This window comes from Phyllobacterium myrsinacearum (assembly GCF_002980555.1).
GTDB classification, from domain to species: domain Bacteria; phylum Pseudomonadota; class Alphaproteobacteria; order Rhizobiales; family Rhizobiaceae; genus Phyllobacterium; species Phyllobacterium myrsinacearum.
Window position 1 is genome coordinate 421,504 of record NZ_PVBT01000001.1, and the last position, 25,362, is coordinate 446,865.

The following is a 25,362-nucleotide window of genomic DNA, read 5'->3' on the forward strand; positions in this document are numbered from 1 at the left end:
TGTGGGCACTTTAGCGGTCCTATCCATTCGACGGCCTGCCCTGATATTCATTTTCATAACGGTTTTGTTGGATGTGGTTTCGATGGGGGTGGTCGTTCCTGTCTTGCCCCAATTAGTATTGGGTTTTCTGGGAAACGATTTCTCGCGCGCTGCCGATCTGCTTGGCGTTTTTATTTCCGTCTGGGCTTTTTCACACTTTATCGCCTCTCCTGTCGTCGGAGGATTGTCAGATCATTTTGGTCGGCGGCCCATTATTTTATTATCCAATCTTACCCTTGCAATGGATCATTTCTTAATGGCGTTTGCACCTGCCTTATGGGTGCTCTTCATCGGCCGAGCATTATCGGGGATATGTTCTGCTACGGTCTCCACTGCTTATGCCTACATTTCCGATGTCACCCCCGGTGACAAACGAGCGGGCTCGTTTGCTGTGCTAAGTACGGCTTTCGGACTTGGCTTTGTTGTCGGACCTGCTATCGGCGGATTTTTGGGGCAATATGATATTCGGCTTCCTTTTCTTGTGGCTGCATTGTTGGGATTGGCAAATTTCATTTACGGCTTAATCATTCTACCGGAATCGTTGGCGGCCGGTTTGCGCGTACCTTTTTCATTGCAAGTAGCCAATCCCTTGGTTTCGTTGCGGTTGTTCCGACGCAGCAACCAGTTGTCGCGTCTGGGTTTTCTAAGTTTTATCATGCAGATGGCCCAGCAAGTACTGCCCGCTTGTGCCGTTCTTTACATGACCTATCGCTACCAGTGGCAAGTGACACAGATTGGGATGGCCCTCGCATATGTTGGGGCGGTTTATATCGCAATCCAGAGCGGCGTCATGCGCCCCTTGTCGAATAGAGTGTCCGAGAAAACACTCGCGATAGTGGGGTTTTTGGCCGGTACAATTGGGTTGTGGATCTACGGGGTCGCGAGCGCCGGAGTTATATTTCTTGCCGCAATTCCTATCATGGAGTTCTGGAGTCTGGCCCAGCCATCAATTTATGCGCTAATGACGAAGGAAGTCGATGCAGCGGAGCAGGGGCGACTACAGGGAGCGAACTCTAGCGTCCTCGCTTTAGCCGGCCTTCTAGGGCCTGGACTTTTTGCTAAACTCTTTGCAATCGGTGTTAATCCTGAAATCGGACTCAACATGCCTGGTCTTCCTTTTTTTGTCGCTGCTGCCTTGATGCTTCTAGGTCTATTGGTGGTTATCGGGCTTAGAGGTTTGCAGGGAAGTCAGATAGACAAGAGGTAAACTCGTTGTCGTAAAGATGCGGCCGCCAAAACTACCTGCGCTGCGGGTCCCCAACGCTTTCGGGGAGGGGTACGTCACGTCTCTCCGCGCTCTCAAATATCCACGAGATTCACGACATTCGTCCTGTAATTTCTGTTGGTACAGGTTGCATTAGCTGTGTTTGTTAAAGTCGTCGGCCGCTTTCCATACCAAGGTCTGAGCAAGGGGACAGCGTTTCAAACCGGCTATCTTCGCCGTCGTGCGCAGCCTCATCTTCACGCTGAACGCGATGATCAAAAAGGGCTAGGTTGGCAAATCACAATCCAAACTTAAACACAGTTGCTGACCAAGGGGCGATCAGCTGCGCTCCATCTTGCGGCCAACCCACCTCCCGCATGGTGAATTCACCGAACCACATTTCCTAACCGTTCATTAAGCTTAATGAGCCATAAATTCAGAATCGCCGGAAGTGTGCTTGATTGCAGGCGCGCTCCCACCATGTGTTCTCTAATCCCATTGACGCCCATAGTGCCCCATGATATCGATTGGTTTCATCAGTAGCGTTCAGTCGACACGGTGTTTCCCGACATTGGATTTGGCATGCCAGGGCTTGCATTCGGCCCGTTCGGCCAATGCTTCCGCGGCTATTGATGGGGCTCCCAGGGGTGGAGCAGGGGTAGAAATGAAACAGGCCTTCGTGGCGGAAACGGCGGTGTTGCGTTTTGAACCGGTTCCTCGGACATGTGACGAACAAGATCGATGCGAAGGGACGGGTTTCCGTGCCGGCGCATTTCCGTTCGATCATCCAGCAGGCCGGCCACACGGAACTGTACGCGCTGCGCTCCCTGCATCTTCCTGCCCTCGATGCGGGCGGACCGGATCTGCTGACGCGCTTCGACAAGCGGCTGGAGAGCGAGGATCCCTTCGCCGAAATGGCAGACGATATGTCTTTCTACCTGCATGCGGATGGCGGCTTTCTCAAGCTGGACGCGGATGGCCGCATCACGGTGACGGATTTCCTGCGCGAGCATACGGGAATCACGGACGATGTGACCTTTGCGGGGGCGAACACGCATTTTCAGATGTGGCAGCCGGAGCAGTTCGAAGCGCATCGGGCAAAGGTACGCCAACGCCTGATGGAGCGGCGGCGGCTGGAAAATCTGGACAATCAGACAGGAAACAGGTGATGGCAGGTGCGGGCGGTCAGGATGAAACGCGCCACATACCCGTCCTGCTCGATGAAGTCATTGCCGCGCTGAAGCCTGGTCCCGGCCAGCACATCATTGACGGCACATTCGGCGCGGGCGGCTATACCCGCCGTATCCTTGATACCGGTGCATCGGTTACCGCGATTGACCGCGATCCCTCGGCCATCGAAGCCGGGCGGGCGCTGGAAAAGGCCCATGCGGGCCGCCTCACGCTGGTGCAGGGCACTTTCTCGACACTGGATCAGGTTGCATTGCAGGGCGCGCCCGACGGCATTGTGCTCGACATCGGCGTGTCCTCCATGCAGATCGATGAGGCCGAGCGCGGCTTTTCCTTCCAGAAGGACGGTCCGCTCGACATGCGCATGTCAAGTTCAGGGCCAAGCGCCGCCGACGTGGTCAACCGCCTCAAGACGGGCGATCTCGCCCGCATTTTCAATTTCCTCGGCGAAGAGCGTCATGCCGGCCGCATCGCGCGCATGATCGAAAAGCGCCGCGCCAGCGAGCCATTTCACCGCACGCGCGACCTCGCCAATGCCATCGAGGCGCTGGTCGGACGCAATCCGAAGATTCCGATCCATCCGGCGACGCGGGTGTTCCAGGCGCTGCGCATTTTCGTCAATGACGAACTCGGCGAACTTGTCCGCGCGCTGCATGCGGCCGAGCGGGCACTCAAGCCGGGCGGCCGCCTGGTTGTGGTGACCTTCCATTCGCTCGAGGACCGCATCGTCAAGCGCTTTTTCAACGACCGCGCCGGTTCGAGCGGCGGTTCGCGTCATCTGCCGCAGGTGCAGGTGCGCCTGGCAAGCTTCACCCCCATCGGCAAAGGCGTGGTTGCGCCGACCGAAGCGGAGACAGAAAGCAATCCACGCGCCCGTTCGGCCAAGCTGCGTGCTGCCATCCGCACCGAAAACCCGCCGCTGGCCGAGGATCATGCGATCTACGGCCTGCCCAATCTTCCGCATTTTCATGAAACGGCGAGGAGCTGATCCATGCTGCGCACCTTCGACATCATATTGATCGGGCTGATGATCGCAGCGGCCGGCATCACCTATAAAATCAAGCACGATGCTGAAAAGCAGATGACGGAAGTGCACAAGATCCAGCGCATGATCGCCGACGAGAAGGATACGATTGACCTGCTCAAGGCCGACTGGAGCCTGCTGACACAGCCCAACCGTCTGCAAAAGCTGGTTTCCTCCTTCCAGGGCCAGCTCAACCTGCAGCCGGTTGAGGCGCAGCAGATCGCCAATATCAACGAGATTCCGAAAGCCAAGCCCGCCGCCGAAAAGATCGACGATGTCGCCAACCTCATCACCGAGGCCGATGCGGGACCAGCCGTGAAAAAGACCGATACGATGAAGACCGGCAGCGTGCGCAGGGCCACCGTTGCGGCCGTCCCCGGCGCGAAACCGAAGGGGGCTGCGCATTAAGATGGGCATCTGGATCAAGCGGAAGACAGCGCAGCTGGAAAACGGGACGGCACCGGCATTCGAAATGGATGCGCGCAAGAAGAAGACAGGCAATCGCGCACGCAACCGCGTGATGATGGCCATCATCTGCTTTGTCGGCATTTACAGCGTCATCAGCGGACGCCTGATTTTCTACGGCATGCAGGAAGATACCACCGGCTATAACGGCCCGACCGGTACCGTTCTTGCCTCGCGGCCGGATATTCTCGACCGCAATGGCGAAGTGCTGGCAACCGATATCAAGACCGCATCGCTTTATGCCGAGCCGCGCAAGATCATCGATCCCGATGAGGCCTATGAGCTGCTGTCGACCGTCCTGCCGGATCTCAACTTCGAACAGACCTATAGCCGTCTGAAGAGCGGCGCAGGCTTTGCCTGGCTCAAGCGCGGCCTGACACCGCAGCAGAAGAGCCAGATCATGGCGCTGGGCATTCCGGGCATCGGCTTCCGCACGGAGAAATCACGCTTCTATCCCGGCGGCCCAACGGCGTCGCATATCCTTGGTCTCGTCAATATCGACAATCAGGGCATTGCCGGTATGGAGAAATATATCGACTCGCAGGGCCTGTCGGACCTGCGCGATGTCGGCCTTGCCGACGGGCGTTCGCTGGCGCCGGTGCGCCTGTCGATCGACCTGCGCGTCCAGCATGTGGTGCGCGACGTCGTGGTCAATGCGATGCAGAAATACCGCGCCATCGCGGCCGGTGCCGTTGTTCTCAACGTCAACACTGGCGAAGTGATGGCCATGGCCTCGGCGCCGGATTTCGATCCGAACAACCCGTTCAATGCGCTGGACAAGGACCATCTCAACCGCATGTCGGCTGGCCTCTACGAGATGGGCTCGACGATCAAGAGCTTTACCACGGCCATGTCGCTCGATCACGGGGCGACGCTGAACACCACCTATGACGCGACGCGCCCGATCACCATCGGCCGTCAGACCATCCACGATTTCCACGGCAAGGCGCGTGTGCTGACACTGCCGGAAGTCTTCGTCTTCTCCTCCAACATCGGCTCGGCACGGGAAGCCGATGCGGTGGGCATCGAAAATCACCGGGCGTTCCTGACCCGTCTCGGCCTGCTCGATCCGATGAAGACGGAACTGCCGGAGGTCGCCAAGCCCTATTCGCCGAAAGTGTGGAAGAAGGTGAATTCGATCACGATCTCCTTCGGTCACGGCATGGCGACGACACCGCTGCAGACGGCTGTTGGCGCCGCGGCGCTGGTCAATGGCGGCAAGCTGATCGAACCGACCTTCCTGCCGCGCACGCTGGAAGAGGCCAAAGCCGTTGCCGAGCAGGTCATCAAGCCGAAGACCAGCGATGACATGCGCTATCTCTACAAGCTCAACGGCGATACCGGTTCGGGCCGCAACGCCAACGTCAAGGGCTACCGCGTCGGCGGCAAGACCGGAACGGCGGACAAGGTTGTCAATGGCCGCTATGCCAAGGACCTGCGGTTCAACGCCTTCGTGGCGGCCTTCCCGATCGAAAAGCCGGAATATGTCGTGCTGACGATTATCGATGAACCAAAGCCTGCCGAGGGGCAGAGCAGCGGTATCGCGGCCTACAATGCAGCGCCCATGGTGGCGGAAATTATCCGCAGATCCGCATCGTTTCTCGGGGTAAAGCCCGATTTCGGCCAACAAGTCGCGCCATTGCAGGTTTCCTACGACAGTGATGAGTAAAGCAGATTCGGTCATGAAACTGAAAGAATTGAACGGCATACCTGCCCTGGCGATCTCCGAATTCGGGGAAACGACGATCAATGGACTGACGTCGGATTCGCGTCAGGTCAAACCCGGCTTCCTCTTTGCGGCGCTGAAGGGATCGAAGGCGGATGGCAGTGTTTATGCTGCGGACGCGGCAAAACGCGGTGCTGCGATCATCGTCGCCGCCAGCGCTTCCAAGCTGAGCAATGTCTCTGCCCCGATCATCTATGTGGACGATCCGCGCCGCGCGCTCGCGCTTGCGGCTGCCAGCTTCTACCGGGTGCAACCCGATGTCATGGTGGCCATCACCGGCACCAGCGGCAAGACATCCGTGGCGTCCTTCACCCGGCAGATCTGGGCCAATGCCGGTTTCGCCTCGGCCAGCATCGGCACGACAGGCGTGGTTTCGCCGGCACGCAATGATTACGGTTCACTCACCACGCCCGATCCGGTCGAACTGCACAAGCTCCTGAGCGAGCTGGTTGAGGAAGGTGTTACCCACGCCGCCATGGAGGCATCGTCGCACGGCCTTGACCAGCGCCGCCTCGATGGTGTGAAGCTGGCGGCGGGTGCCTTCACCAATCTCGGACGCGACCACATGGATTATCATGCGACGGTCGAGGAATATCACGCCGCCAAACTGCGTCTGTTCAGGGAACTGCTGCCCAAGGGCGCGCCCGCCGTCATTTTCGCCGACGATCCCTTTTCCAAGCCGACCATCGCTGCGGCCGCCGAGGCTGGCTGCAAGGTGCTGACCGTTGGCCGCAAGGGTGAGTTCATCACGCTGAAGCGTGTCGAGCATGAGCGGTTCCGCCAGCACGTCGAAGTGCAGATCGCCGGCGAGATCTTTGAGATCACGCTACCGCTGGCGGGCGATTTTCAGGTGGCCAATGGTCTGGTGGCCGCAGGGCTTGCCATTGCCACCGGGGTTCCCGCTGCCGCCGCCATGCGCGGCCTTGAGCGGCTGAAGGGCGCGCCCGGGCGGCTCGATCTTGTCGGTGCGACGGAAGAGGGCGCTCCCGCCTATGTCGATTACGCCCACAAGCCCGACGCGCTGGAAAATGTGCTCACCTCGGTCCGTCCGTTCACGACGGGGCGGGTGATCGTGGTGTTCGGCTGCGGCGGCGACCGCGACAAGGGCAAGCGGCCGATGATGGGCGAAATCGCCACGCGGCTTGCCGATGTCGTCATCGTCACCGATGACAATCCGCGCTCGGAAGTTCCCGCCACCATCCGCGCTGAAATTCTCGCTGCCGCTCCCGGCGCGCAGGAGATCGGCGACCGGCATGAGGCGATCCGCGTGGCTGTTGCCATGATGAAATCCGGCGATACGCTGATTGTCGCGGGCAAAGGCCACGAAGAAGGCCAGACCGTCGGCACTGTCGTGCTGCCGTTCTCCGATCACACGGAAGTCGCCCAGGCCCTGAAGGACCGTCTGGCCCGGGAGCGCAATCCATGAGTTTGCTCTGGACCTCGGAAGACATGATTGCGGCCATGAACGGCCGCCCGGTCGGTGCATTGCCGGAGGGCATTACCGGCATTTCCATCGATACGCGCACCCTGCGCAAGGGCGAGGCGTTCTTTGCCATCAAGGGCGACGCGCTCGACGGGCATGATTTTGCCACGGCGGCGGTGGCCGCCGGTGCAGCGCTGCTCGTCGTTGCGGAAGTGAAGCTGCCTGCGCTCGGCAAGCTCAAGACCCCGATGATCGTGGTCGATGACGTGCTCGCGGCCATGACGCGGCTCGGCCTTGCGGCGCGCGAACGCTCCCATGCCCAGATCATCGCCGTGACCGGTTCCGTCGGCAAGACGACCACCAAGGAAGCGCTGCGGCATGTCCTGGCGGATTCGGGCAAGGTGCATGCATCAGTTGCCTCGTTCAACAACCACTGGGGTGTGCCGCTGACGCTTGCGCGCATGCCCGAGGATACGGATTACGGGGTTTTCGAAATCGGCATGAACCATGCGGACGAAATCCGCCCGCTGGTGAAGATGGTGCGCCCGCATGTGGCGATCGTCACGCTGATCGCTCCGGCGCATCTTGGCCACTTCAAGAACCTGCAGGAAATCGCGACGGCAAAAGCCGAGATTTTTGAAGGGCTTGTGCCCGGCGGCTATGCCCTGCTCAATCGCGACGACAAGCACTACAAGCTCCTGGAAACGCTGGCGCGCAATGCCGGTGTCGAACACATCAAGAGCTTTGGTGAAAATGCCCGGGCGGATTATCGTCTGCGTGCGCTCAAGTTGCATGATGCCTGCTCCTGCATGACCGTGCGGCTTGCCGGTTCCGAAGCCGTCGTCAAGGTCGGCGCTCCGGGCAGGCACATCGTGCAGAACGTTCTCGCGGTGCTCGGCGCGGCGCATCTGACCGGCGCCGACATGACCAAGGTGACGCTGGCGCTGGCATCGCTGCGGCCGGAGAGCGGGCGCGGTGCACGCCACCTGCTCGAAATCGGCAATGGCACGTTCACGCTGATCGATGAGAGCTACAATGCCAATCCGGCATCGGTGCGCGCGTCGATAGAGCTTCTTGCCGCTGCCGTGCCCACGGGCAAGGGGCGCCGCATTGCCGTGCTCGGCGACATGCTCGAACTCGGCAAACAGGCGCCGAAGCTGCATGCGGACCTCGCGCCGGTCATCACGGCCAATCATATCAACATGGTTTTTCTTGGCGGACCCGAAATGGCGGCGTTGAAAGCTGCCTTGCCGGTTGAATTTCACGCCGAATACGGGCAGAGCGTCGACGAATTGCAGTCAAATCTGCTGAACACGATCAGGGCCGGTGATGTGATCATGATCAAATCATCGAAAGGAATCGGTTTTGTCCGGATCGTCAAGGCAATCCTACAGAAGTACAACGCCGTGGAGCCCGCCGGTCCTGCCGAGTGAGCTTACGGGGATGGGGACATAGTCTATGCTTTATTATCTGGCCGGTCTGGCGGAACATATCCAATTTCTGAACGTGTTCCGCTACATCACGTTCAGGACCGGCGGCGCGCTGATCACCTCGGCGCTGATCGTGTTTCTCTTCGGTCCCCGCATCATCGACTCCCTGCGTGTCCGTCAGGGGCGCGGCCAGCCGATCCGTGCGGACGGCCCGCAGACCCACTTCAAGAAGGCCGGGACCCCGACCATGGGCGGCCTGATGATCATGACCGGTATCCTGATCTCGTCGCTGCTGTGGGCCAACTGGTCCAACATCTATGTCTGGGTCGTGCTTCTGGTTGCCGTGAGCTTCGGAGCCATCGGCTTCTACGATGATTATCTCAAGGTCAGCAAACAGTCGTTCAAGGGCTTTTCCGCCCGCGCGCGCCTTGGTATCGAGTTTCTGGTCGCTGCGCTGGCCGGTCTTGCCATCATGTGGGCGGGGCAGGAACCGTTCTCTTCGTCCTTGACCTTCCCCTTTGCCAAGCAGTTGATCCTCAATCTCGGCATTTTCTTCGTTCCCTTTGCCGCCTTTGTCATGGTTGGCGCGGGCAATGCCGTCAATTTCACCGACGGTCTCGATGGTCTTGCCACCGTTCCGGTGATGATCGCCGCCGCCTCGTTCGGAGTGATTGCCTATCTCGCGGGTAATGCGATCTTTGCCGATTACCTGCAGATCCATTTCACGCCGGGCACGGGTGAACTCGCCGTGGTTCTCGGCGCTGTCATCGGCGCGGGTCTCGGCTTCCTCTGGTTCAATGCGCCGCCCGCCGCCATTTTCATGGGCGACACCGGGTCGCTGGCGCTGGGCGGTCTCATCGGTGCCGTTGCCGTTGCCACCAAGCACGAAATCGTTCTGGCCATCATCGGCGGCGTTTTTGTCATGGAAGCCATGTCGGTGATCATCCAGGTCACCTCGTTCAAGCTGACGGGAAAACGCGTGTTCCTGATGGCACCGATCCACCATCATTTCGAAAAGAAGGGCTGGACCGAGAGCCAGGTCGTGATCCGCTTCTGGATCATCGCCGTCATTCTCGCGCTGATCGGCCTTTCCACACTCAAGCTCAGATAAGGCCAGTTGCATGATCGCAGCCCATTCCATGCAGGACAAGACCGTCGCGCTCTTCGGGCTCGGCGGTTCGGGCATTGCGACGGCAAAGGCGATTGCCGCCGGCGGGGCACGGGTCATTGCCTGGGATGACAATCCCGAGAGCGTTGCACGGGCGCAAGGCGCCGGCATCGAAACCAGTGATCTGCGGCTGGCCGACTGGAAGCAGTTCTCCTCCTTCGTCCTGTCGCCCGGCGTGCCGCTGACGCATCCGCGTCCGCACTGGACGGTGGATATCGCCCGCGCCGCAGGTGTTGAAATCATCGGCGATGTCGAACTCTTCGTGCGCGAGCGCAATCTGGCAGGAAAAAACAGCCCGTTCATCGCCATTACCGGCACCAACGGCAAGTCGACGACGACGGCGCTGATCGCCCATATCATCCGGGCGTCGGGCCGCGACATGCAGCTGGGCGGCAATATCGGCACCGCCGTCATGACGCTGGAGCCACCGGCGGATGGCCGCCACTATGTCGTGGAATGCTCGTCCTACCAGATCGATCTGGCACCGTCGATCAATCCGACCGCCGGTATCCTTCTGAACCTCACGCCGGATCATCTCGACCGGCACGGGACCATGCAACACTATGCCGAGATCAAGGAGCGGCTGGTGGCGGGCAGCGAGACGGCGATTGTCGGTGTCGACGACAGTTTCTGCGCGGCGATTGCCGACCGGCTGGAACGTGCGGGCAAACCGGTCATCCGCATCTCGAAACGCCTGCCGATCCCGAATGGCTATTTCGCCGAAGGGGCAACGTTGTACCTCGCCGAAAACGGCACGAGAACCGCCGTCGCCTCGCTGCAGGGCATCGGGTCGCTGCGCGGCGAACACAATGCGCAGAACGCGCTGGCAGCCTTTGCCGCCTGCCGATCGGCCGGTCTCTCGGCGGATGAGATCAATGCGGGCCTCAAAACCTTTCCTGGCCTTGCGCACCGCATGGAGCAGGTGGCGCGGCAGGGCAGGACGCTGTTCGTCAATGATTCCAAGGCGACCAACGCGGATGCGGCTGCTCCCGCGCTGTCATCCTTCCCGCGTATCTACTGGATTGCCGGCGGTCTGCCCAAGGAAGGCGGCATTGCCTCGCTATCGGGCTTTTTCCCGCGTATCGCCAAGGCCTATCTGATCGGCGAGGCGGCACCGCAATTCGCGGCAACGCTGGGAGAGGCGGCACCTTACGAAATTTCAGGCACGATCGCCGCCGCGGTGGAACACGCCGCGCGCGATGCGGCCAGCGACGGATCGCAGGAAGCTGTGGTTCTGCTGTCGCCCGCCTGTGCCAGTTTCGACCAGTTTCAGAATTTCGAGAAACGCGGCGAGGCATTCCGCTCCGCCGTATTGGCGCTCGCAGGCGCTTCACCGATTGAAGGGGCAAACTGATGGTAAGCCGCATTGACCGTGGACCCGTCGCCGACTGGTGGTGGACGATTGACCGTTTCCTTTTGGCTGCCTGTCTCAGCCTGATGGGGCTGGGCATCCTGCTTTCCTTCGCCGCAAGCCCTGCCGTTGCCGAGCGCATCGGTCTTGAGAGCTTTTACTTCGTCAAGCACCAGTCGATGTTCATGGTGCCTGCGGTGTTCGTGATGTTCGCCGTGTCGTTCATGGCACCGCGCACCATCCGGCGCTTTGCCATCATCTTGCTCGGTCTTTCCATGCTGGCGATGGTTGGCGCGCTGTTCTTCGGCATCGAAGTCAAGGGTGCACGGCGCTGGGTGTCGCTGGCGGGCATCTCCATCCAGCCGTCCGAGTTCATGAAACCGGCTTTCGTCATTGTCTGCGCCTGGCTGTTTTCCGAGAATGAGCGGCGCAAGGATATCCCCGGCAACTTCTTCTCCATGGTGCTGTTCGGCGTTGTCGCGGCATTGCTGGTGGCCCAGCCGGATCTTGGCCAGACCATCCTGACCGCCATCACCTGGGGCGCCATGTTCTTCATGGCCGGTGTGCCGTGGCTGTGGATCATCAGCCTTGGCGTTCTCGGCGTTGCCGGTTTCTTCGGTGCCTACACGATCTTTCCGCACGTGGCCGGACGTATCGACCGCTTCATGACCGGCGAAGGCGATACATTCCAGGTGGATGCGGGGCGCGAGGCGATCATCCGCGGCGGCTGGCTCGGGCAGGGCCCTGGCGAAGGCACCATCAAGCGCATCATCCCTGACAGCCACACCGACTTCATCTTCTCGGTGACCGCCGAGGAGTACGGCATTGCGCTCTGCCTGCTGATCGTGCTGATCTTCGCCTTCATCGTCATTCGCGGCCTGTCGATCGCGCTGAAGGAGCGGGACGATTTCACCCGCCTTGCCGTCTCCGGCCTCGTCATCCTGTTCGGCTTCCAGTCGATCATCAATATTTCGGTGAACCTGCACCTGATGCCCGCAAAGGGCATGACGCTGCCGTTCATCTCCTATGGCGGCTCGTCGCTCATCTCGGTGGCCATTTCGACGGGACTGCTGCTGGCGCTGACAAGGCGCAGACCCGAGGGCAGGCGGTCGGCGACGCTGGCAAACACGAAAACGCCGTCACTGGCCAACGCTATCTGAGGAACTGATGTCGAAGGGGACTATTTTTCTGTGTGCCGGGGGCACGGGCGGACACCTGTTTCCGGCGGAAGCGCTGGCGCATGAGCTGATCGGGCGCGGATGGGATATCCATCTGGCAACCGACGACCGCGCCGAACGGTTCGCCGGAAGCTTTCCGGCCAAGGAGATTCATGTGGTGCGCTCGGCCACCATTGGCGGGCGCAACCCGATCTCCCTGGCGCGCACGTTCTGGACGCTCTGGCAGGGCAATCTCGATTCGCGCAAACTGTTCCGCCGCCTGAAGCCGAAACTGGTGGCGGGCTTCGGCGGCTATCCGACGCTGCCGCCGCTCTATGCGGCGACGGCGCTGAAAATCCCGACGCTCATCCACGAACAGAATGCCGTGATGGGACGCGCCAACAAGGCGCTGGCTGCCCGCGTCAATGCCATTGCCGGCGGGTTCCTGCCGCAGGGCGAGGGGCCCTACGCCGGCAAGATCGTGGTGACGGGCAATCCCGTCCGTCCGGCTGTGCTGGCGGAAGTCGGCAAGGCCTACAAGGCGTCGCAGGCGCACCAGCCGTTTCATTTTCTGGTGTTTGGCGGCAGTCAGGGCGCATCATACTTTTCAACAGCCATTCCCGCTGCCATCCAGCTTCTGTCGCCGGAGGACCGGGCGCGTCTCGTCGTCACCCAGCAGGCGCGTGCCGAAGACGAGGCGCAGGTGCGCGCCGTCTATCAGGCGATGGGCGTGAAGGCCGAGGTTGCGCCGTTCTTCAAGGATATGCCGCGGCGCATTTCCGATGCGCATTTCGTCATGTCGCGCTCCGGCGCCTCGACCGTGTCGGAAATCGCCGCCATCGGCCGCCCGGCCATTCTGGTTCCCTTCCCGCATGCGCTCGACCATGACCAGGCGGCCAATGCGGCGGCGCTGCAGGCGGCAGGCGGCGCCGATGTGATCAAGCAGTCGGAACTGTCGCCGGAGCGGATCGCAGATATCCTGTCCAGCGCCATGCACGAACCGACCCGGCTGGCATTTATTGCGGAAAAAGCCCGCTCGACGGGCAAGCGGGACGCCGCACGGTTGCTTGCAGACCTCACAGAGGCTATTGCATCCGGCCAATCCCTTACGGTGAGATGAGTTCGCTATGACCTCGTCTCCTTCTGAAGTTTTCAAAAAAGGAGTGCGTCCATGAAGATGCCGCTCAACATCGGTCTTGTTCATTTCATCGGTATCGGCGGTATCGGCATGAGCGGCATTGCCGAAGTCCTGCATAATCTCGGCTACAAGGTCCAGGGTTCCGATCAGGCGGACAGCGCCAATGTGCAGCGTCTGCGTGACAAGGGCATCGAGGTCTTTGTCGGACACAATGCGGATAATCTTGGCGACGCCGAGGTTATCGTGGTGTCGACGGCGATCAGGAAGACCAATCCGGAACTCGTCGCTGCCCGCGAAAAGTTGCTGCCCATCGTGCGCCGCGCGGAAATGCTGGCCGAACTGATGCGTTTCCGCCAGGCGGTCGCCATTGGCGGCACGCATGGCAAGACCACGACCACGTCGATGGTGGCCACGCTGCTCGATGCGGGCAATCTCGATCCGACCGTCATCAATGGCGGTATCATCAATGCCTATGGCACCAATGCGCGCATGGGCGCGGGCGAATGGATGGTGGTGGAAGCCGACGAGAGCGACGGCACCTTCCTGAAGCTGCCTGCCGATATCGCCGTGGTCACCAATATCGATCCGGAACATCTCGATCACTACGGCACGTTCGACCGGGTGCGCGAAGCCTTCCGCCAGTTCGTCGAGAACGTGCCGTTCTACGGCTTTGGCGTCATGTGCCTCGATCATCCGGAAGTGCAGTCGCTGGTCTCGCGCATCGAGGACCGCCGCGTCATCACCTATGGTGAAAACCCGCAGGCCGATGTGCGCTTCGTCAATCTCGTGGTCGATGGTCCGGCATCGCAGTTCGACGTGCAGATTGCCAAGCGCAAGACCGGTGAGACCACCGAGATCAAGGGCCTGCGGCTGCCGATGCCCGGCCGGCACAACGTGTCGAACGCGACAGCGGCGATCGCCGTGGCGCATGAACTCGGCATTTCGGCCGAGGACATCAAGAAGGGCCTGTCCTCCTTTGGCGGGGTGAAGCGGCGCTTTACCCATACCGGTTCGTGGAAGGGTGTCGATGTGTTCGACGATTACGGCCATCATCCGGTCGAGATCAAGGCCGTGCTGAAGGCGGCGCGCGATTCTGCCAAGGGCCGGGTCATCGCCATTGTCCAGCCGCATCGCTTTACCCGTCTGGCGAGCCTCTTTGACGAGTTTGCGGCGTGCTTCAACGATGCTGATACCGTGATCGTCGCGCCGGTCTATACCGCAGGCGAAGACCCGATCGAGGGCGTTACCTCGGAAGCGCTGGTGTCCCGCATCAAGACGGCGGCACATCGTGACGCGCGGTATATCACGGGTCCGCAGGACATTGCGCCCTTGATCGCCACCATCGCCAAGCCTGACGATTTCGTGGTTTTCCTGGGTGCAGGCAACATCACCCAGTGGGCTTATGCCTTGCCAAAGGAGCTGGCTGCGCTTTAGATTTTGCGGTTGCGTCCGGTTCGATAGCCGGACGCCAAAACTGCTGGAAGGATATCATGTCTTCAAGGATTGACGGCGAGGCCCTGCTTGGCAAGCTGGGGGATCGTTTCTCGGGGCTGCGCGGGCGGCTGACGCCCAATATGGGCATGGAAAAAGTGACCTGGTTCCGCGCCGGCGGCCCGGCGGAAGTCATGTTCCAGCCCGCCGACGAGGAAGACCTTGCAGCCTTCCTGCAGGCCGTTCCCGAGGAATATCCCATCCTTGTCGTCGGCATCGGCTCCAACCTTCTGGTGCGTGACGGCGGCGTCCCCGGTTTTGTCGTGCGCCTCTCCGCCAAGGGCTTTGGCGATGTCGAGCGCGTCGGCGATACGCAATTGCGGGCGGGTGCCGCCACCCCCGACAAACGGCTTGCCGCAGCGGCGCTCGAGGCGAAGATCGCCGGTTTCCATTTCTACCATGGTATTCCCGGCGGGCTGGGCGGCGCGCTGCGCATGAACGCGGGTGCCAATGGGGTCGAAACGCGCGAGCGGGTGGTCGAGGTGCGGGCGCTGGACCGCAGGGGCAATGTGCATGTCCTCACCAATGCGGACATGGGTTATGCCTACCGCCATTGCGGCGCGGCCAAGGACCTGATCTTCACCTCGGCGCTGCTGGAGGGAACACCGGGCGAGACCCATGCGATACAGGCGGCGATGCAGGCGGTGCAGCAGCACCGCGAAACCGTGCAGCCGATCCGCGAAAAGACCGGCGGCTCCACGTTCAAGAACCCGGAAGGCACCTCCGCGTGGAAGGAAATAGACGCTGCGGGCGGTCGCGGCCTGATGATCGGCGGCGCGCAGATGTCGCCCATGCACTGCAATTTCATGATCAATACCGGCACGGCCACGGGCTACGATCTGGAAACGCTGGGCGAGACGATCCGCTCGCTCGTGCTGCAAAATTCCGGCATCCATCTGCACTGGGAAATCAAGCGTCTGGGACTTTTCCGGCCTGGCCAGGAAGTGCAGGAGTATATGGGGCAGCTTTTATAGCAAAAGCCGAAATTTTTTTACGATGAATCAGGGGCGCGTTTGCCTCTGATTTTGTTTCTGAAATCGAATCGGGAACACTTTTTTTTACGCCAAATTTCATTGTTGAATCAAAGGGGACTTGTCACGGAATCAACTCTCTGATTCTTTAGGGGCAAGCGTTAACTGATTTGAGTCGGCTGATTTCAATCAGCCTCTGGTGCCTGCGGTCCTGATCGCCGGGCTTGCGGAGACTCATGTCTTTTTTCGGCTTTGATGGGGATGTGTATAAGGGGTTGCCTCCATGGCGAAAAAGCATGTTGCGGTGCTGATGGGCGGGTTTTCATCGGAGCGTCCGGTGAGTCTCTCCTCCGGCAATGCCTGCGCCGATGCTTTGGAGGCCGAGGGCTATCCGGTCACCCGTGTCGACGTGACCCGTGACATTGCCAGCGTGCTGGCTGAGTTGCGCCCCGATGTGGTGTTCAATGCGCTGCATGGTCCTTTCGGCGAGGACGGCACGATCCAGGGTATCCTCGAATATCTGGAAATTCCCTATACCCATTCCGGCGTGCTCGCGTCGGCGCTGGCCATGGACAAGGAGCAGGCGAAAACCATTGCCAAGGCTGCCGGTATTCCCGTGGCCGAAGCCAGGGTGATGAACCGTTTCGATTTCACCACGAAGCATCCGATGAAGCCGCCCTATGTGGTCAAGCCGGTCAATGAGGGATCGAGCTTCGGTGTCGTCATCGTCAAGGAGGATCAGTCGCATCCGCCGCAGGTGATCACCTCGGCGGAATGGAAATATGGCAACACCGTCATGGTCGAGCGCTACATCCATGGGCGCGAACTGACATGCGCCGTGATGGGCGATGTGGCCATCGGGGTGTGTGAAATCATCCCCGTGGGTCATCAGTTCTACGATTATGATTCAAAATATGTTGCAGGCGGATCAAATCATGTGTGTCCGGCTAAAATTTCACTAAAAATTTACCAAAAAATACAAACACTAGCACTCAAGGCGCATCAGGCAATTGGATGTAAAGGGATTAGCCGGTCGGACTTCCGTTACGACGACCGTTTTTCCGAAGATGGCGAACTGATTTGGCTGGAGATAAACACCCAGCCGGGCATGACTCCAACATCTCTTGTACCTGATATCGCCAAAGCCGCGGGGCATACCTTCGGTGAATTGTTGAGTTGGATGGTGGAGGACGCATCGTGTTTGCGTTGAAGGGCAAAAAAGGACGCCCCCGGGGTGTGGCGCCAGTGTCTTCGGACAGAATGGCGGCTTTTGGCCGTTTCCGCTTCGTCCTGCCGAAATTCCTGCGCAAGCCTGTGCGCGTCTTCACCCGCATGGTTGAAGGGGAGGTTCATATCCCCAACCATACGGGAACCCTCGGTGCCGTCGTCTTTCTGGCCCTGACCGGCGCCTACGGTGCCATTCTTGGCGGCCATGCCCCCGAGGTTGTCAAGGTGACCACCTCGACCTTCGGTTTCGCCATCGAAGACGTGAAGGTGGTTGGCAACAAGGAAACGTCCGAGATCGACGTGCTCGGCGCACTGGGCCTTGATGGCGAAACCTCGCTGGTCGGCCTGAGTGCCGCCGATGCGCAGAAGGCCGTGGCAACCCTGCCATGGGTTGAATCCGTCGATGTGTTCAAGGTCTATCCGAACACGATCCAGATTTCGATTCATGAGCGCTCCGCCCTGGCTGTCTGGCAGAACGGCGATGATCTTTCGATCATCGATGAGGACGGCCGCGTGATCGTGCCCTATTCGTCCGGCCGCCATTCGGCGCTGCCGCTGATCATGGGCGCGGGCGCCGACAAGCAGGCGAAAATGCTGTTCGCCCAGATTGCGGCATTTCCGGATGTCGTTTCGCAGGTCCGGGCCTATGCCCGCATCGGCGACCGGCGCTGGGATCTGATCCTGAAGAACGGCGTGACGGTGATGCTACCGGAATTCCGGATCGATCAGGCGCTGGCCGATATTGTGAAGATGGACCGGAAGGACGGGTTGTTGTCCCGGGCGATCTCGTCGGTCGACATGCGGCTTGCCGACCGGGTTGTTTTGAAGCTGACACCAGATGCGATGGTGCAGCGCGTAGAGTTTTTGAAGGCGCGAGACAAGGCGCCTAAGCGTTCGGAGAAGCGTATATGAGTATTCTGAACGGAAAGAGCACGTCGGCTGGAGCTGCTTCCGCAAAACGGACGCGGTCTTTGACGGTTCTTGACATCGGTTCAAGCAAGGTGTGCTGCATCATCGCCCGGCTGCGTCCGCGCGAAGAGAGCGCGCATCTGCCCGGCCGCACCCATCGCATCGAGGTGCTCGGCATCGGCCATCAGAAATCGCGCGGCATCAAGTCCGGCGTCATCGTCAATCTCGATGCGGCTGAACAGGCCATTCGCCTGGCGGTCGATGCGGCCGAGCGTATGGCCGGCCTTACCGTCGATTCGATGATCGTCAACATTTCCGCCGGACGCCTGAAGAGCGAAAGCTTTTCCGCCAGCATCAATCTGGGCGGCCATGAAGTCGACCAGTCCGATATCCGCCGCGTGCTGGCCGCCGGTGCCAAGCAGGCGCTGGCGACGGAACGTCACCTCGTGCATTCGCTGCCCATCGGTTATGCGCTCGATGGCGAGAAGGGTATCCGCGATCCGCTCGGGATGATCGGCGATACGCTTGGGGTCGAGATGCATGTGCTGACCGCCGATGCGGCGCCGCTGCGCAATCTGGAACTCTGCGTCAACCGTTGCCACCTCTCGGTCGAGGCGATGATTGCAACGCCCTATGCCAGCGGCCTTTCGGCCCTTGTCGACGACGAGGCGGAAATGGGCGCGGCCTGCATCGACATGGGCGGCGGCACCACGACGATTTCCGTGTTCTCCGAAGGCAAGTTCATCCATGCCGATGCCATCGCCATCGGCGGCAATCACGTGACGATGGACGTGGCGCGCGGTCTTTCCGCCCATATGGACGATGCGGAGCGGCTGAAGGTCATGCACGGCTCGGCCCTGCCAAGCGCTGCCGATGACCGCGATCTCATCAGCGTCTCGCCGCTCGGCAATGACGGCCGCGACGTTCCCAACCAATATCCGCGCGCGGTGCTCACACGCATCATCCGGGCGCGCGTTGAAGAAACACTGGAATTGGCACGCGACCGCCTCAATCAATCCGGCTACGGCCAGATTGTCGGCAAGCGTGTTGTCCTGACAGGCGGGGCCAGCCAGCTGGCGGGTTTGCCTGAAGTGGCGCGCCGTATTCTGGCCCGCAACGTACGTATTGGCCGTCCTCTGGGTGTGACGGGGCTTCCCGAAGCAGCCAAGGGGCCAGCTTTCTCCGCAGCGGTCGGTCTGTTGATCTATCCGCAGGTGGCAGGAATTGAAGAGCGTTCTGTAAAGGCCGGTTCATCATCGCTGATGACGGGTACGGGTGGGCGTTTTCAGCGTATCGGCCAGTGGCTGAAAGAGAGTTTTTGATCAATCCGGGGAAACCCAAAAAAGATACCGCGGCGGCGAAGCGGTAAAGGAAAAAGGAACAAACAAATGAGCATCAATCTGCAAAAGCCGGACATTACCGAGCTTAAGCCCCGGATCACCGTCTTTGGTGTTGGCGGCGGCGGTGGCAACGCGGTCAATAACATGATCAATGCCGGTTTGCGCGGTGTTGAGTTTGTTGTGGCCAATACAGACGCGCAGGCGCTGTCGCAGTCGAAGGCTGAACGTCTCATTCAGCTCGGTGCTGCGGTAACCGAAGGTCTCGGCGCCGGTTCGCAGCCGGAAGTCGGCCGCGCTGCCGCTGAAGAATGCATCGATGAAATCAACGACCACCTGCAGGGCACGCACATGTGCTTCGTCACGGCAGGCATGGGCGGCGGCACCGGTACCGGCGCTGCGCCCGTTGTTGCCCGCGCCGCACGGGAAAAGGGCATCCTGACCGTGGGTGTCGTCACCAAGCCTTTCCATTTCGAAGGCCAGCGCCGCATGCGCACCGCCGATATGGGCATTGAGGATCTGCAGAAGAATGTCGATACACTGATCGTCATTCCGAACCAGAACCTCTTCCGCATCGCCAATGACAAGACGACCTTTGCCGATGCCTTCGCCATGGCCGACCAGGTTCTCTACTCCGGTGTTGCCTGCATCACCGACCTGATGGTCAAGGAAGGCCTGATCAACCTCGACTTCGCCGACGTGCGTTCGGTGATGCGCGAGATGGGCAAGGCGATGATGGGCACCGGCGAGGCATCCGGCGACGGCCGCGCCATGGCCGCTGCCGAAGCTGCCATTGCCAACCCGCTGCTCGACGAAACCTCGATGCGCGGCGCCAAGGGCCTGCTGATCTCGATCACCGGCGGGCGTGACATGACGCTGTTCGAAGTCGACGAAGCGGCAACGCGCATTCGCGAAGAAGTCGACCAGGATGCCAACATCATCCTTGGTGCAACCTTCGACGAAAGCCTCGAAGGCATCATCCGCGTTTCGGTCGTGGCAACGGGTATCGACAAGCAGCTGGGAGAGTCGGCCCCTGCGCCGATCGAATTTCGCCAGCCGATGAAGCCGATTGCCAAGCCGGTTGCGCAGCCAGCTGCGCGGGTTGAGACCGTTGCACCGCGCCCTGCCGTGCAGCAGCCAGCCGCCCGCCTTGCCGATCCTGTCGCCGACGCTATCCGCGCCGCCGAAATGGAAATGCCGCAGCGCGCACCGCAGCCCGCCGAACAGGAATTCCGTCCGCAGAGCCGCATTTTCCAGGCGCCTGCACCGGAAGTCTTTGATGCACCGGTTGCCGCAGCACCGCAGCAGCCTGTCCATCAGCCGGCGCCCCAGCCGCAGGTTCAGATGCAGGCGGCGCCTGTCGCCCAGCCTGCACCGGCACCACGCATGCCCAACGTTGCGGACTTCCCGCCGGTTGTGCAGGCGGAACTCAACGCCCGTGATCACGGCCGTGACCAGGCATCCTATGACAGCCACGAAGACCGTGGTCCGATGGGCCTGCTGAAGCGCCTGACCGCTGGCCTGACCCGCCGCGAAGATGACACTGCCCGGCTTGAACCGGCGCAGCCGCGCGAACCGGCCATGCGCCCGGCAGAGCCGCGCCGCCCGCTGTCGCAGGATGCATCGATCTATGCACCGCGCCGCGGACAGCTCGATGAACAGGGCCGCGTTCAGCCCCAGTCGCGCCAGTCGTCGGAAGACGATCAGCTGGAAATCCCGGCGTTCCTGCGCCGCCAGGCCAACTGATCCGATCACGTATTGTTAAGAAATATGAAACCCGCCATTGTCCCAATGGCGGGTTTTTTCATTCAAACTATTGAAAAACCTTGGGAACGACCTAGTTCTTGTCCGTGCAGGACCGTTGTGGGACTGCCGAAACCGTGATTTTGCCTGACGCCGCGCCGATTGTATCGTCCGGCGCAAAAGAGCCGCGGTTCACCTTGATTCTGGCAGAACGGCACAGATTGATTTTACGATGACATGGTCAAAGCAGGGCATGGGAACAGAGCAGGGCATGGGGTCTCAGTTGCGCGACTATCAAACGACGATTGCAGAACGCATCTCGCTGTCCGGCGTCGGCGTCCATAGCGGCGCACCCGTCACCATGACCTTTGTGCCGTCCGCCGCCGATACGGGTATCGTCTTTCACCGGCGGGATGGCGAAGGGCGCAGCCATGCCATCAAGGCGCTGATCTCGGAAGTCGGCACGACGGATCTCAGCACCACGCTGGGCAAGCGGAATGGCGTGACCGTCAGCACCGTTGAACATGTGATGGCGGCGATATCCGGGGCAGGGATCGACAATCTGATCATCGAGATCGACGCGCCGGAAGTGCCGATTGTCGATGGCACCTCGGCCGCCTTTCTTGCCGCTTTTGATGCGGCGGGGCTCGACCAGCAGACAGCCCGGCGGCGCTATATCCGTGTGCTCAAGCCATCGCGTATCGAGGCCGGTGCGTCCTGGGCGGAGTTCGTCCCCCATGATGGCACGCGCTACGAGGTGGAGATCGATTTCGACACGCCCGTCATCGGCAGGCAGGTCTTTGCCGCGGATATGAGCGCGGCGGTGTTCCGCGACGAGATTGCCTCCGCCCGCACTTTCGGGTTCATGCGCGATGTGGAAAAGCTCTGGGCGGCAGGACTGGCACTCGGTTCGTCGCTCGATAATTCGCTTGTCATCGGCGACGATCATACGGTCATCAATCCGGGCGGCCTGCGCTTTCCCGATGAGTTCGTGCGCCACAAGACGCTGGATGCCGTCGGTGATCTTGCCCTGGCAGGTGCGCCATTCATCGGCTGCTTCCGCTCCTATCGCGGCGGCCACCGCCTGAATGCCATGGCGCTGCGGGCACTCCTGTCCGATCATTCCGCGTTCGAGATCGTCGAAATGGCTGGTGTCCCGGGGTCTGGCGCATCACTTGTAGCCGTTCCCGCACCAGCCTTTGCGCCCTGGGCGGTATAGCTAATCCTGCAATAACCCACCTAAGCGGCCTTCGCCCCCATGGGCGACAAATCCTGCAATGCCTGCAGGATGATCGATGCCAGCCGGGCCGTGACCGGCGACGGCTCCGCATCGGCCCGGTGCAGGTCCAGTCCCAGTATTGGCAGTACGGGCAGGCCGTTTTCGCCCGGCATGATCGCCCGCACCGTTCCAGGCAAGCCGATCGGCGTGCGGATGGTGAGGCCGAGCCCTGCCGCGGTTGCGGCCCACAGGCCGCCCAGGCTCGGGCTGATGAAGGCAAGGCGCCAGGCGATGCCGGCGCGATCCAGTGCGTTGATGGCGGCAGTGCGCATCAGGCAGGGCGCCTCGAGCGCAGCCAGCGGCAGGGGCTCGCCGCCGGATATCCGCCAGACCATGTCGGGATTGACGGGACCAACCCATGACATCGGGATTTCCATGACGCGCTCGCTGTTGGGCAGAAGCACGCTGTTGTTCCAGGCCAGCGCAAGATCGAGGCGGCCGGACGTGACGCGCTCGAGCAGTTCCGAATTGCGGGCCACGCGTGCTTCGATGCGCACCTTCGGGTGGGCCCGCGCGAACTGCCCGAGAATTCTGGGAAGCAGGGTTTCGCCGAAATCCTCCTGCAGGCCGAGGCGCACCCAGCCTTCCAGCTCGATGCCGTGAATGGCGCTTGCCGCTTCGTCGTTGAGATCGAGCAGCCGCCTCGCATAGGCGAGCATCGTCTCGCCCGCATCGGTCAGGGCAAGGCCGCGCCCGGATTTCTGGAAGATCGGCGTTCCCGCCTGCTGTTCCAGCTTTTTCAACTGGGCGCTGACCGCTGAGGTCGAGCGGCCTAGTCTGTCGGCCGCCCTGGCAAAGCTGCCGAGGTCGACGCCGGTCGTGAAGGTTCGCAGAACATCCAGGTCGAATATGGTCCGGCGCATGGTCATTAATCCACTTTTTTAGGATCATCGATCCAATACTTTCTGATTATCGGGATGATTGTGCGGTGCTACAACCATTCCGTCAAGTTCAATTGCGCTTCGCACCCTGTGCCGGGCGCCAGACAGGAGGATCGTTCCATGCCGTTCGCCCGCATCTCCCTCATGGAGGGCAAGTCCGATGATTATCTGAAGGCTGTGTCGGACAGCCTGTATCAGGCGATGATCGAGACGTTCAATGTTCCGCAGAATGATCTCTTCCAGGTCATCCACCAGCACCGCCCGAACGAGTTCATCTTCGACCGTCACTATCTCGGCGGGCCACGTTCGGATGATTTCATCATCTTTGCCATCGCTATCGGCAAGCCGCGCGACACCGCGACAAAGAAGGCCTTCTATGAGCGCCTTGTCGAGAAGCTGGCACTTTCTCCCGGCGTGCGGCCCGAGGATGTCATGATCATCATCAGCACGTCCGCACGCGATGAATGGTCCTTCAGCAATGGCGGCATGCAGATGTTCGAGGTTGCCTGAACCACCGGAACGACAAGGAGAACGATCATGATTGCCATGCAATACAGTTTCATCCTACCGGCCGACTATGACATGGCGATCATCGACCGGCGGATCGCAGAGAAGGGGCATCTGCTCGACAACTACCCGCATCTGCGCTTCAAGGCCTATCTGTCGGCCCGCCGCACGGATGCAACCCGCAGCCGCGACAACCTCTACGCACCGTTTTATCTCTGGGACGATGTGGAGGGCTTGAACAATTTTCTCGGCGGGGAAGGGTTTGCCGGCGTGTCGGACGCGTTCGGCCGGCCGCAGGTGAAGTCCTGGTTCGTCTGGCAGGCATTCGTGTCGCCCGATGTGTCGCAGGCGGCGTTTGCAACGCGCGAGGTCCTGCCGGCAGATACAACCGTGCCCCTGGGCGAACGGCGGAAGCAGGAAAGCGAACGGGTGCTGCGCGATGGAGAGCACAAGCGCATTCTCGCGTCTGTGGCGGGTTTTGAGCCCTATAGCTGGACAGTGGTGCGGTTCCGGTTGTGGGGGCCAGATGCGCCGGAGCAGGGTGAAGAGGCAGCCCAGATGTACCGGGTGGGGCATATGTCGCTGCCCAAATAAGGGAATATGTTCTTTTCACAGCTCATTTCTGCCTCCGCCACAAATTTGGACGATTAGATGGCAATAAGATTGCTGATTCTGTTGGCTTGTGGTTTAAGAACGCGCAACTGACGGTGAGTTTGACTGTATCTAGAGCATGATGCGCAAACGTGATATCGGATTTGCGCAGAATGCTCTAATTTCTTGAATGGGGCCTAAGACAGAATGGCGAGTTGCAGAATGTCGATGAGTGCAGGGTTTGGCAGCAAGGCCCGTTTGGCCCTTCTTATGGCGTCCGTTGCCGGTGCAACTGCCATTTCCGGTTGTGCTTCGAACGATAAGGACCTCGACCTGTCGGCCTATGTCGATACGATCGAGCCCGCCGACGTACTCTACAACCAGGCGCTCGCCAATCTGAATGCCGGGCGTCTCGATGAGGCTGCCAAGAAGTTCGATGCCGTCGACCGCCAGCATCCCTATTCCGAATTCGCCCGCAAGGCGCTGGTGATGGGCGCTTTCGCCAACTACCGCGCCGGCAAGTATGACGACTCGCTCGCCATGACCAAGCGCTACATCGCGCTGTATCCGACCCAGCCGGAGGCCGCCTACGCCTATTACATCACCGGTCTTTGCTATTACCGCCAGATTCCCGACGTGACGCGCGAACAGAGCATGACACGCCGCTCCATCGCTGCCTTCAATGAAGTCGTCGAGCGTTTCCCGCAGTCGGAATATGTCGACGATTCCAAGGAAAAGATCCGCTTCGGCCGCGACCAGCTCGCCGGCAAGGAAATGCAGGTCGGCCGCTACTATCTGGAACGCAAGGAATATCTGGCGTCGATCAAGCGCTTCCGCGGTGTTGTCGAACAGTATTCCAACACCCGCCATGTCGAAGAAGCGCTGGCGCGTCTGACCGAGGCCTATTATGCGCTGGGTCTGACCAGCGAGGCACAGTCGGCTGCAGCGGTGCTCGGACAGAATTACCCGGACAGCCAGTGGTACAAGGACAGCTACAAGCTGCTGCAGAGCGGCGGTCTTGAGCCGCGCCAGAATGCCGGTTCCTGGCTGTCACAGGCTGCCCAGACGATTGTGGGCGGCAAGAAAAATGGCGCCTGACCCACTTTTAAGCTG

General features: G+C 60.7%; 22 protein-coding genes. 21 read left to right on the plus strand and 1 reads right to left on the minus strand.

What is annotated here, in order from left to right:
* The first annotated feature begins 1 nt into the window (after position 1).
* The 18 genes from C5750_RS01995 to lpxC all read left to right on the plus strand — a co-directional run bounded on the left by C5750_RS01995 (position 2) and on the right by lpxC (position 22,210).
* Positions 2-1,246 (plus strand): MFS transporter, encoded by a 1,245-nt coding sequence (locus C5750_RS01995; RefSeq protein ID WP_280952383.1) that lies wholly within the window; start codon positions 2-4, stop codon positions 1,244-1,246.
* 701 nt (positions 1,247-1,947) lie between these two features.
* Positions 1,948-2,412, plus strand: coding sequence for a division/cell wall cluster transcriptional repressor MraZ (gene mraZ, locus C5750_RS02000; protein WP_105732187.1), 465 nt, complete (start codon positions 1,948-1,950; stop codon positions 2,410-2,412).
* Complete coding sequence (gene rsmH, locus C5750_RS02005) at positions 2,412-3,419, plus strand: 16S rRNA (cytosine(1402)-N(4))-methyltransferase RsmH (protein ID WP_105732188.1); 1,008 nt, start codon at positions 2,412-2,414, stop codon at positions 3,417-3,419. Before mraZ ends, rsmH begins: the two co-directional genes overlap by 1 nt.
* Positions 3,420-3,422: 3 nt before the next feature.
* Positions 3,423-3,863: a cell division protein FtsL gene (gene ftsL / locus C5750_RS02010; protein ID WP_105732189.1), complete on the plus strand. Its 441-nt coding sequence runs from the start codon at positions 3,423-3,425 to the stop codon at positions 3,861-3,863.
* 64 nt (positions 3,864-3,927) lie between these two features.
* Positions 3,928-5,589: a peptidoglycan D,D-transpeptidase FtsI family protein gene (locus C5750_RS02015; protein ID WP_245421003.1), complete on the plus strand. Its 1,662-nt coding sequence runs from the start codon at positions 3,928-3,930 to the stop codon at positions 5,587-5,589.
* A 13-nt stretch (positions 5,590-5,602) separates the two neighbouring features.
* Positions 5,603-7,072: a UDP-N-acetylmuramoyl-L-alanyl-D-glutamate--2,6-diaminopimelate ligase gene (locus C5750_RS02020; protein ID WP_105732191.1), complete on the plus strand. Its 1,470-nt coding sequence runs from the start codon at positions 5,603-5,605 to the stop codon at positions 7,070-7,072.
* A complete protein-coding gene (locus tag C5750_RS02025; protein ID WP_105732192.1) occupies positions 7,069-8,502 on the plus strand; it encodes a UDP-N-acetylmuramoylalanyl-D-glutamyl-2,6-diaminopimelate--D-alanyl-D-alanine ligase in 1,434 nt (477 codons plus the stop codon). Before C5750_RS02020 ends, C5750_RS02025 begins: the two co-directional genes overlap by 4 nt.
* Before the next feature lie 25 nt (positions 8,503-8,527).
* Positions 8,528-9,610 carry a phospho-N-acetylmuramoyl-pentapeptide-transferase gene (mraY, locus tag C5750_RS02030; protein WP_105732193.1) on the plus strand — a complete coding sequence of 361 codons (1,083 nt, stop codon included), beginning with the start codon at positions 8,528-8,530 and terminating at the stop codon, positions 9,608-9,610.
* Positions 9,611-9,620: 10 nt separating this feature from the next.
* Complete coding sequence (gene murD, locus C5750_RS02035) at positions 9,621-11,021, plus strand: UDP-N-acetylmuramoyl-L-alanine--D-glutamate ligase (RefSeq protein ID WP_105732194.1); 1,401 nt, start codon at positions 9,621-9,623, stop codon at positions 11,019-11,021.
* On the plus strand, positions 11,021-12,178 hold the full coding sequence (gene ftsW, locus C5750_RS02040; RefSeq protein ID WP_105732195.1) for a putative lipid II flippase FtsW: 1,158 nt from the start codon (positions 11,021-11,023) through the stop codon (positions 12,176-12,178). The genes murD and ftsW overlap by 1 nt, the downstream gene beginning before the upstream one ends.
* 7 nt (positions 12,179-12,185) lie before the next feature.
* Positions 12,186-13,295 carry an undecaprenyldiphospho-muramoylpentapeptide beta-N-acetylglucosaminyltransferase gene (gene murG / locus C5750_RS02045; protein WP_105732196.1) on the plus strand — a complete coding sequence of 370 codons (1,110 nt, stop codon included), beginning with the start codon at positions 12,186-12,188 and terminating at the stop codon, positions 13,293-13,295.
* 51 nt (positions 13,296-13,346) lie between these two features.
* Positions 13,347-14,747, plus strand: coding sequence for a UDP-N-acetylmuramate--L-alanine ligase (gene murC / locus C5750_RS02050; RefSeq protein WP_105732197.1), 1,401 nt, complete (start codon positions 13,347-13,349; stop codon positions 14,745-14,747).
* A 56-nt stretch (positions 14,748-14,803) separates the two neighbouring features.
* Complete coding sequence (murB, locus tag C5750_RS02055; protein WP_105732198.1) at positions 14,804-15,778, plus strand: UDP-N-acetylmuramate dehydrogenase; 975 nt, start codon at positions 14,804-14,806, stop codon at positions 15,776-15,778.
* Between the two features lie 280 nt (positions 15,779-16,058).
* Entirely contained in the window at positions 16,059-16,985 is a 927-nt protein-coding gene (locus C5750_RS02060) for a D-alanine--D-alanine ligase (RefSeq protein ID WP_105732199.1), read from the plus strand.
* Positions 16,973-17,914 carry a cell division protein FtsQ/DivIB gene (locus C5750_RS02065; RefSeq protein ID WP_105732200.1) on the plus strand — a complete coding sequence of 314 codons (942 nt, stop codon included), beginning with the start codon at positions 16,973-16,975 and terminating at the stop codon, positions 17,912-17,914. The genes C5750_RS02060 and C5750_RS02065 overlap by 13 nt, the downstream gene beginning before the upstream one ends.
* Positions 17,911-19,233 (plus strand): cell division protein FtsA, encoded by a 1,323-nt coding sequence (ftsA, locus tag C5750_RS02070; RefSeq protein WP_105732201.1) that lies wholly within the window; start codon positions 17,911-17,913, stop codon positions 19,231-19,233. The genes C5750_RS02065 and ftsA overlap by 4 nt, the downstream gene beginning before the upstream one ends.
* Positions 19,234-19,299: 66 nt before the next feature.
* On the plus strand, positions 19,300-20,994 hold the full coding sequence (gene ftsZ / locus C5750_RS02075) for a cell division protein FtsZ (RefSeq protein ID WP_105732202.1): 1,695 nt from the start codon (positions 19,300-19,302) through the stop codon (positions 20,992-20,994).
* Positions 20,995-21,262: 268 nt separating this feature from the next.
* The gene (lpxC, locus tag C5750_RS02080) at positions 21,263-22,210 is read left to right on the plus strand and encodes a UDP-3-O-acyl-N-acetylglucosamine deacetylase (RefSeq protein WP_105732203.1); all 948 of its coding nucleotides are present in this window, start codon (positions 21,263-21,265) and stop codon (positions 22,208-22,210) included.
* A gap of 20 nt (positions 22,211-22,230) precedes the next feature.
* Here lpxC and C5750_RS02085 read toward each other — a convergent pair whose 3' ends face one another.
* Positions 22,231-23,133: a LysR substrate-binding domain-containing protein gene (locus tag C5750_RS02085; protein WP_105733064.1), complete on the minus strand. Its 903-nt coding sequence runs from the start codon at positions 23,131-23,133 to the stop codon at positions 22,231-22,233.
* A gap of 138 nt (positions 23,134-23,271) precedes the next feature.
* Here C5750_RS02085 and C5750_RS02090 point away from each other — a divergent pair, with 138 nt between their 5' ends.
* The 3 genes from C5750_RS02090 (at position 23,272) to C5750_RS02100 (ending at position 25,347) form a co-directional block, all read left to right on the plus strand.
* Complete coding sequence (locus tag C5750_RS02090; RefSeq protein ID WP_105733065.1) at positions 23,272-23,661, plus strand: tautomerase family protein; 390 nt, start codon at positions 23,272-23,274, stop codon at positions 23,659-23,661.
* A gap of 27 nt (positions 23,662-23,688) precedes the next feature.
* Entirely contained in the window at positions 23,689-24,252 is a 564-nt protein-coding gene (locus tag C5750_RS02095) for a DUF4865 family protein (RefSeq protein WP_105732204.1), read from the plus strand.
* Between the two features lie 225 nt (positions 24,253-24,477).
* Positions 24,478-25,347: an outer membrane protein assembly factor BamD gene (locus tag C5750_RS02100; RefSeq protein ID WP_105732205.1), complete on the plus strand. Its 870-nt coding sequence runs from the start codon at positions 24,478-24,480 to the stop codon at positions 25,345-25,347.
* Positions 25,348-25,362 lie beyond the last annotated feature (15 nt).

Excerpts from the sequence above, each read along its gene's own strand:
- rsmH (WP_105732188.1), top strand. The coding sequence starts at position 2,412 with ATGGCAGGTGCGGGCGGTCAGGATGAAACGCGCCACATACCCGTCCTG.
- ftsL (WP_105732189.1), top strand. The coding sequence starts at position 3,423 with ATGCTGCGCACCTTCGACATCATATTGATCGGGCTGATGATCGCAGCG.
- C5750_RS02015 (WP_245421003.1), top strand. The coding sequence starts at position 3,928 with ATGGATGCGCGCAAGAAGAAGACAGGCAATCGCGCACGCAACCGCGTG.
- C5750_RS02020 (WP_105732191.1), top strand. The coding sequence starts at position 5,603 with ATGAAACTGAAAGAATTGAACGGCATACCTGCCCTGGCGATCTCCGAA.
- C5750_RS02025 (WP_105732192.1), top strand. The coding sequence starts at position 7,069 with ATGAGTTTGCTCTGGACCTCGGAAGACATGATTGCGGCCATGAACGGC.
- mraY (WP_105732193.1), top strand. The coding sequence starts at position 8,528 with ATGCTTTATTATCTGGCCGGTCTGGCGGAACATATCCAATTTCTGAAC.
- murD (WP_105732194.1), top strand. The coding sequence starts at position 9,621 with ATGATCGCAGCCCATTCCATGCAGGACAAGACCGTCGCGCTCTTCGGG.
- ftsW (WP_105732195.1), top strand. The coding sequence starts at position 11,021 with ATGGTAAGCCGCATTGACCGTGGACCCGTCGCCGACTGGTGGTGGACG.
- murG (WP_105732196.1), top strand. The coding sequence starts at position 12,186 with ATGTCGAAGGGGACTATTTTTCTGTGTGCCGGGGGCACGGGCGGACAC.
- murC (WP_105732197.1), top strand. The coding sequence starts at position 13,347 with ATGAAGATGCCGCTCAACATCGGTCTTGTTCATTTCATCGGTATCGGC.
- murB (WP_105732198.1), top strand. The coding sequence starts at position 14,804 with ATGTCTTCAAGGATTGACGGCGAGGCCCTGCTTGGCAAGCTGGGGGAT.
- C5750_RS02060 (WP_105732199.1), top strand. The coding sequence starts at position 16,059 with ATGGCGAAAAAGCATGTTGCGGTGCTGATGGGCGGGTTTTCATCGGAG.
- ftsA (WP_105732201.1), top strand. The coding sequence starts at position 17,911 with ATGAGTATTCTGAACGGAAAGAGCACGTCGGCTGGAGCTGCTTCCGCA.
- ftsZ (WP_105732202.1), top strand. The coding sequence starts at position 19,300 with ATGAGCATCAATCTGCAAAAGCCGGACATTACCGAGCTTAAGCCCCGG.
- lpxC (WP_105732203.1), top strand. The coding sequence starts at position 21,263 with ATGGGGTCTCAGTTGCGCGACTATCAAACGACGATTGCAGAACGCATC.
- C5750_RS02085 (WP_105733064.1), bottom strand. The coding sequence starts at position 23,133 with ATGCGCCGGACCATATTCGACCTGGATGTTCTGCGAACCTTCACGACC.
- C5750_RS02090 (WP_105733065.1), top strand. The coding sequence starts at position 23,272 with ATGCCGTTCGCCCGCATCTCCCTCATGGAGGGCAAGTCCGATGATTAT.
- C5750_RS02095 (WP_105732204.1), top strand. The coding sequence starts at position 23,689 with ATGATTGCCATGCAATACAGTTTCATCCTACCGGCCGACTATGACATG.
- C5750_RS02100 (WP_105732205.1), top strand. The coding sequence starts at position 24,478 with ATGAGTGCAGGGTTTGGCAGCAAGGCCCGTTTGGCCCTTCTTATGGCG.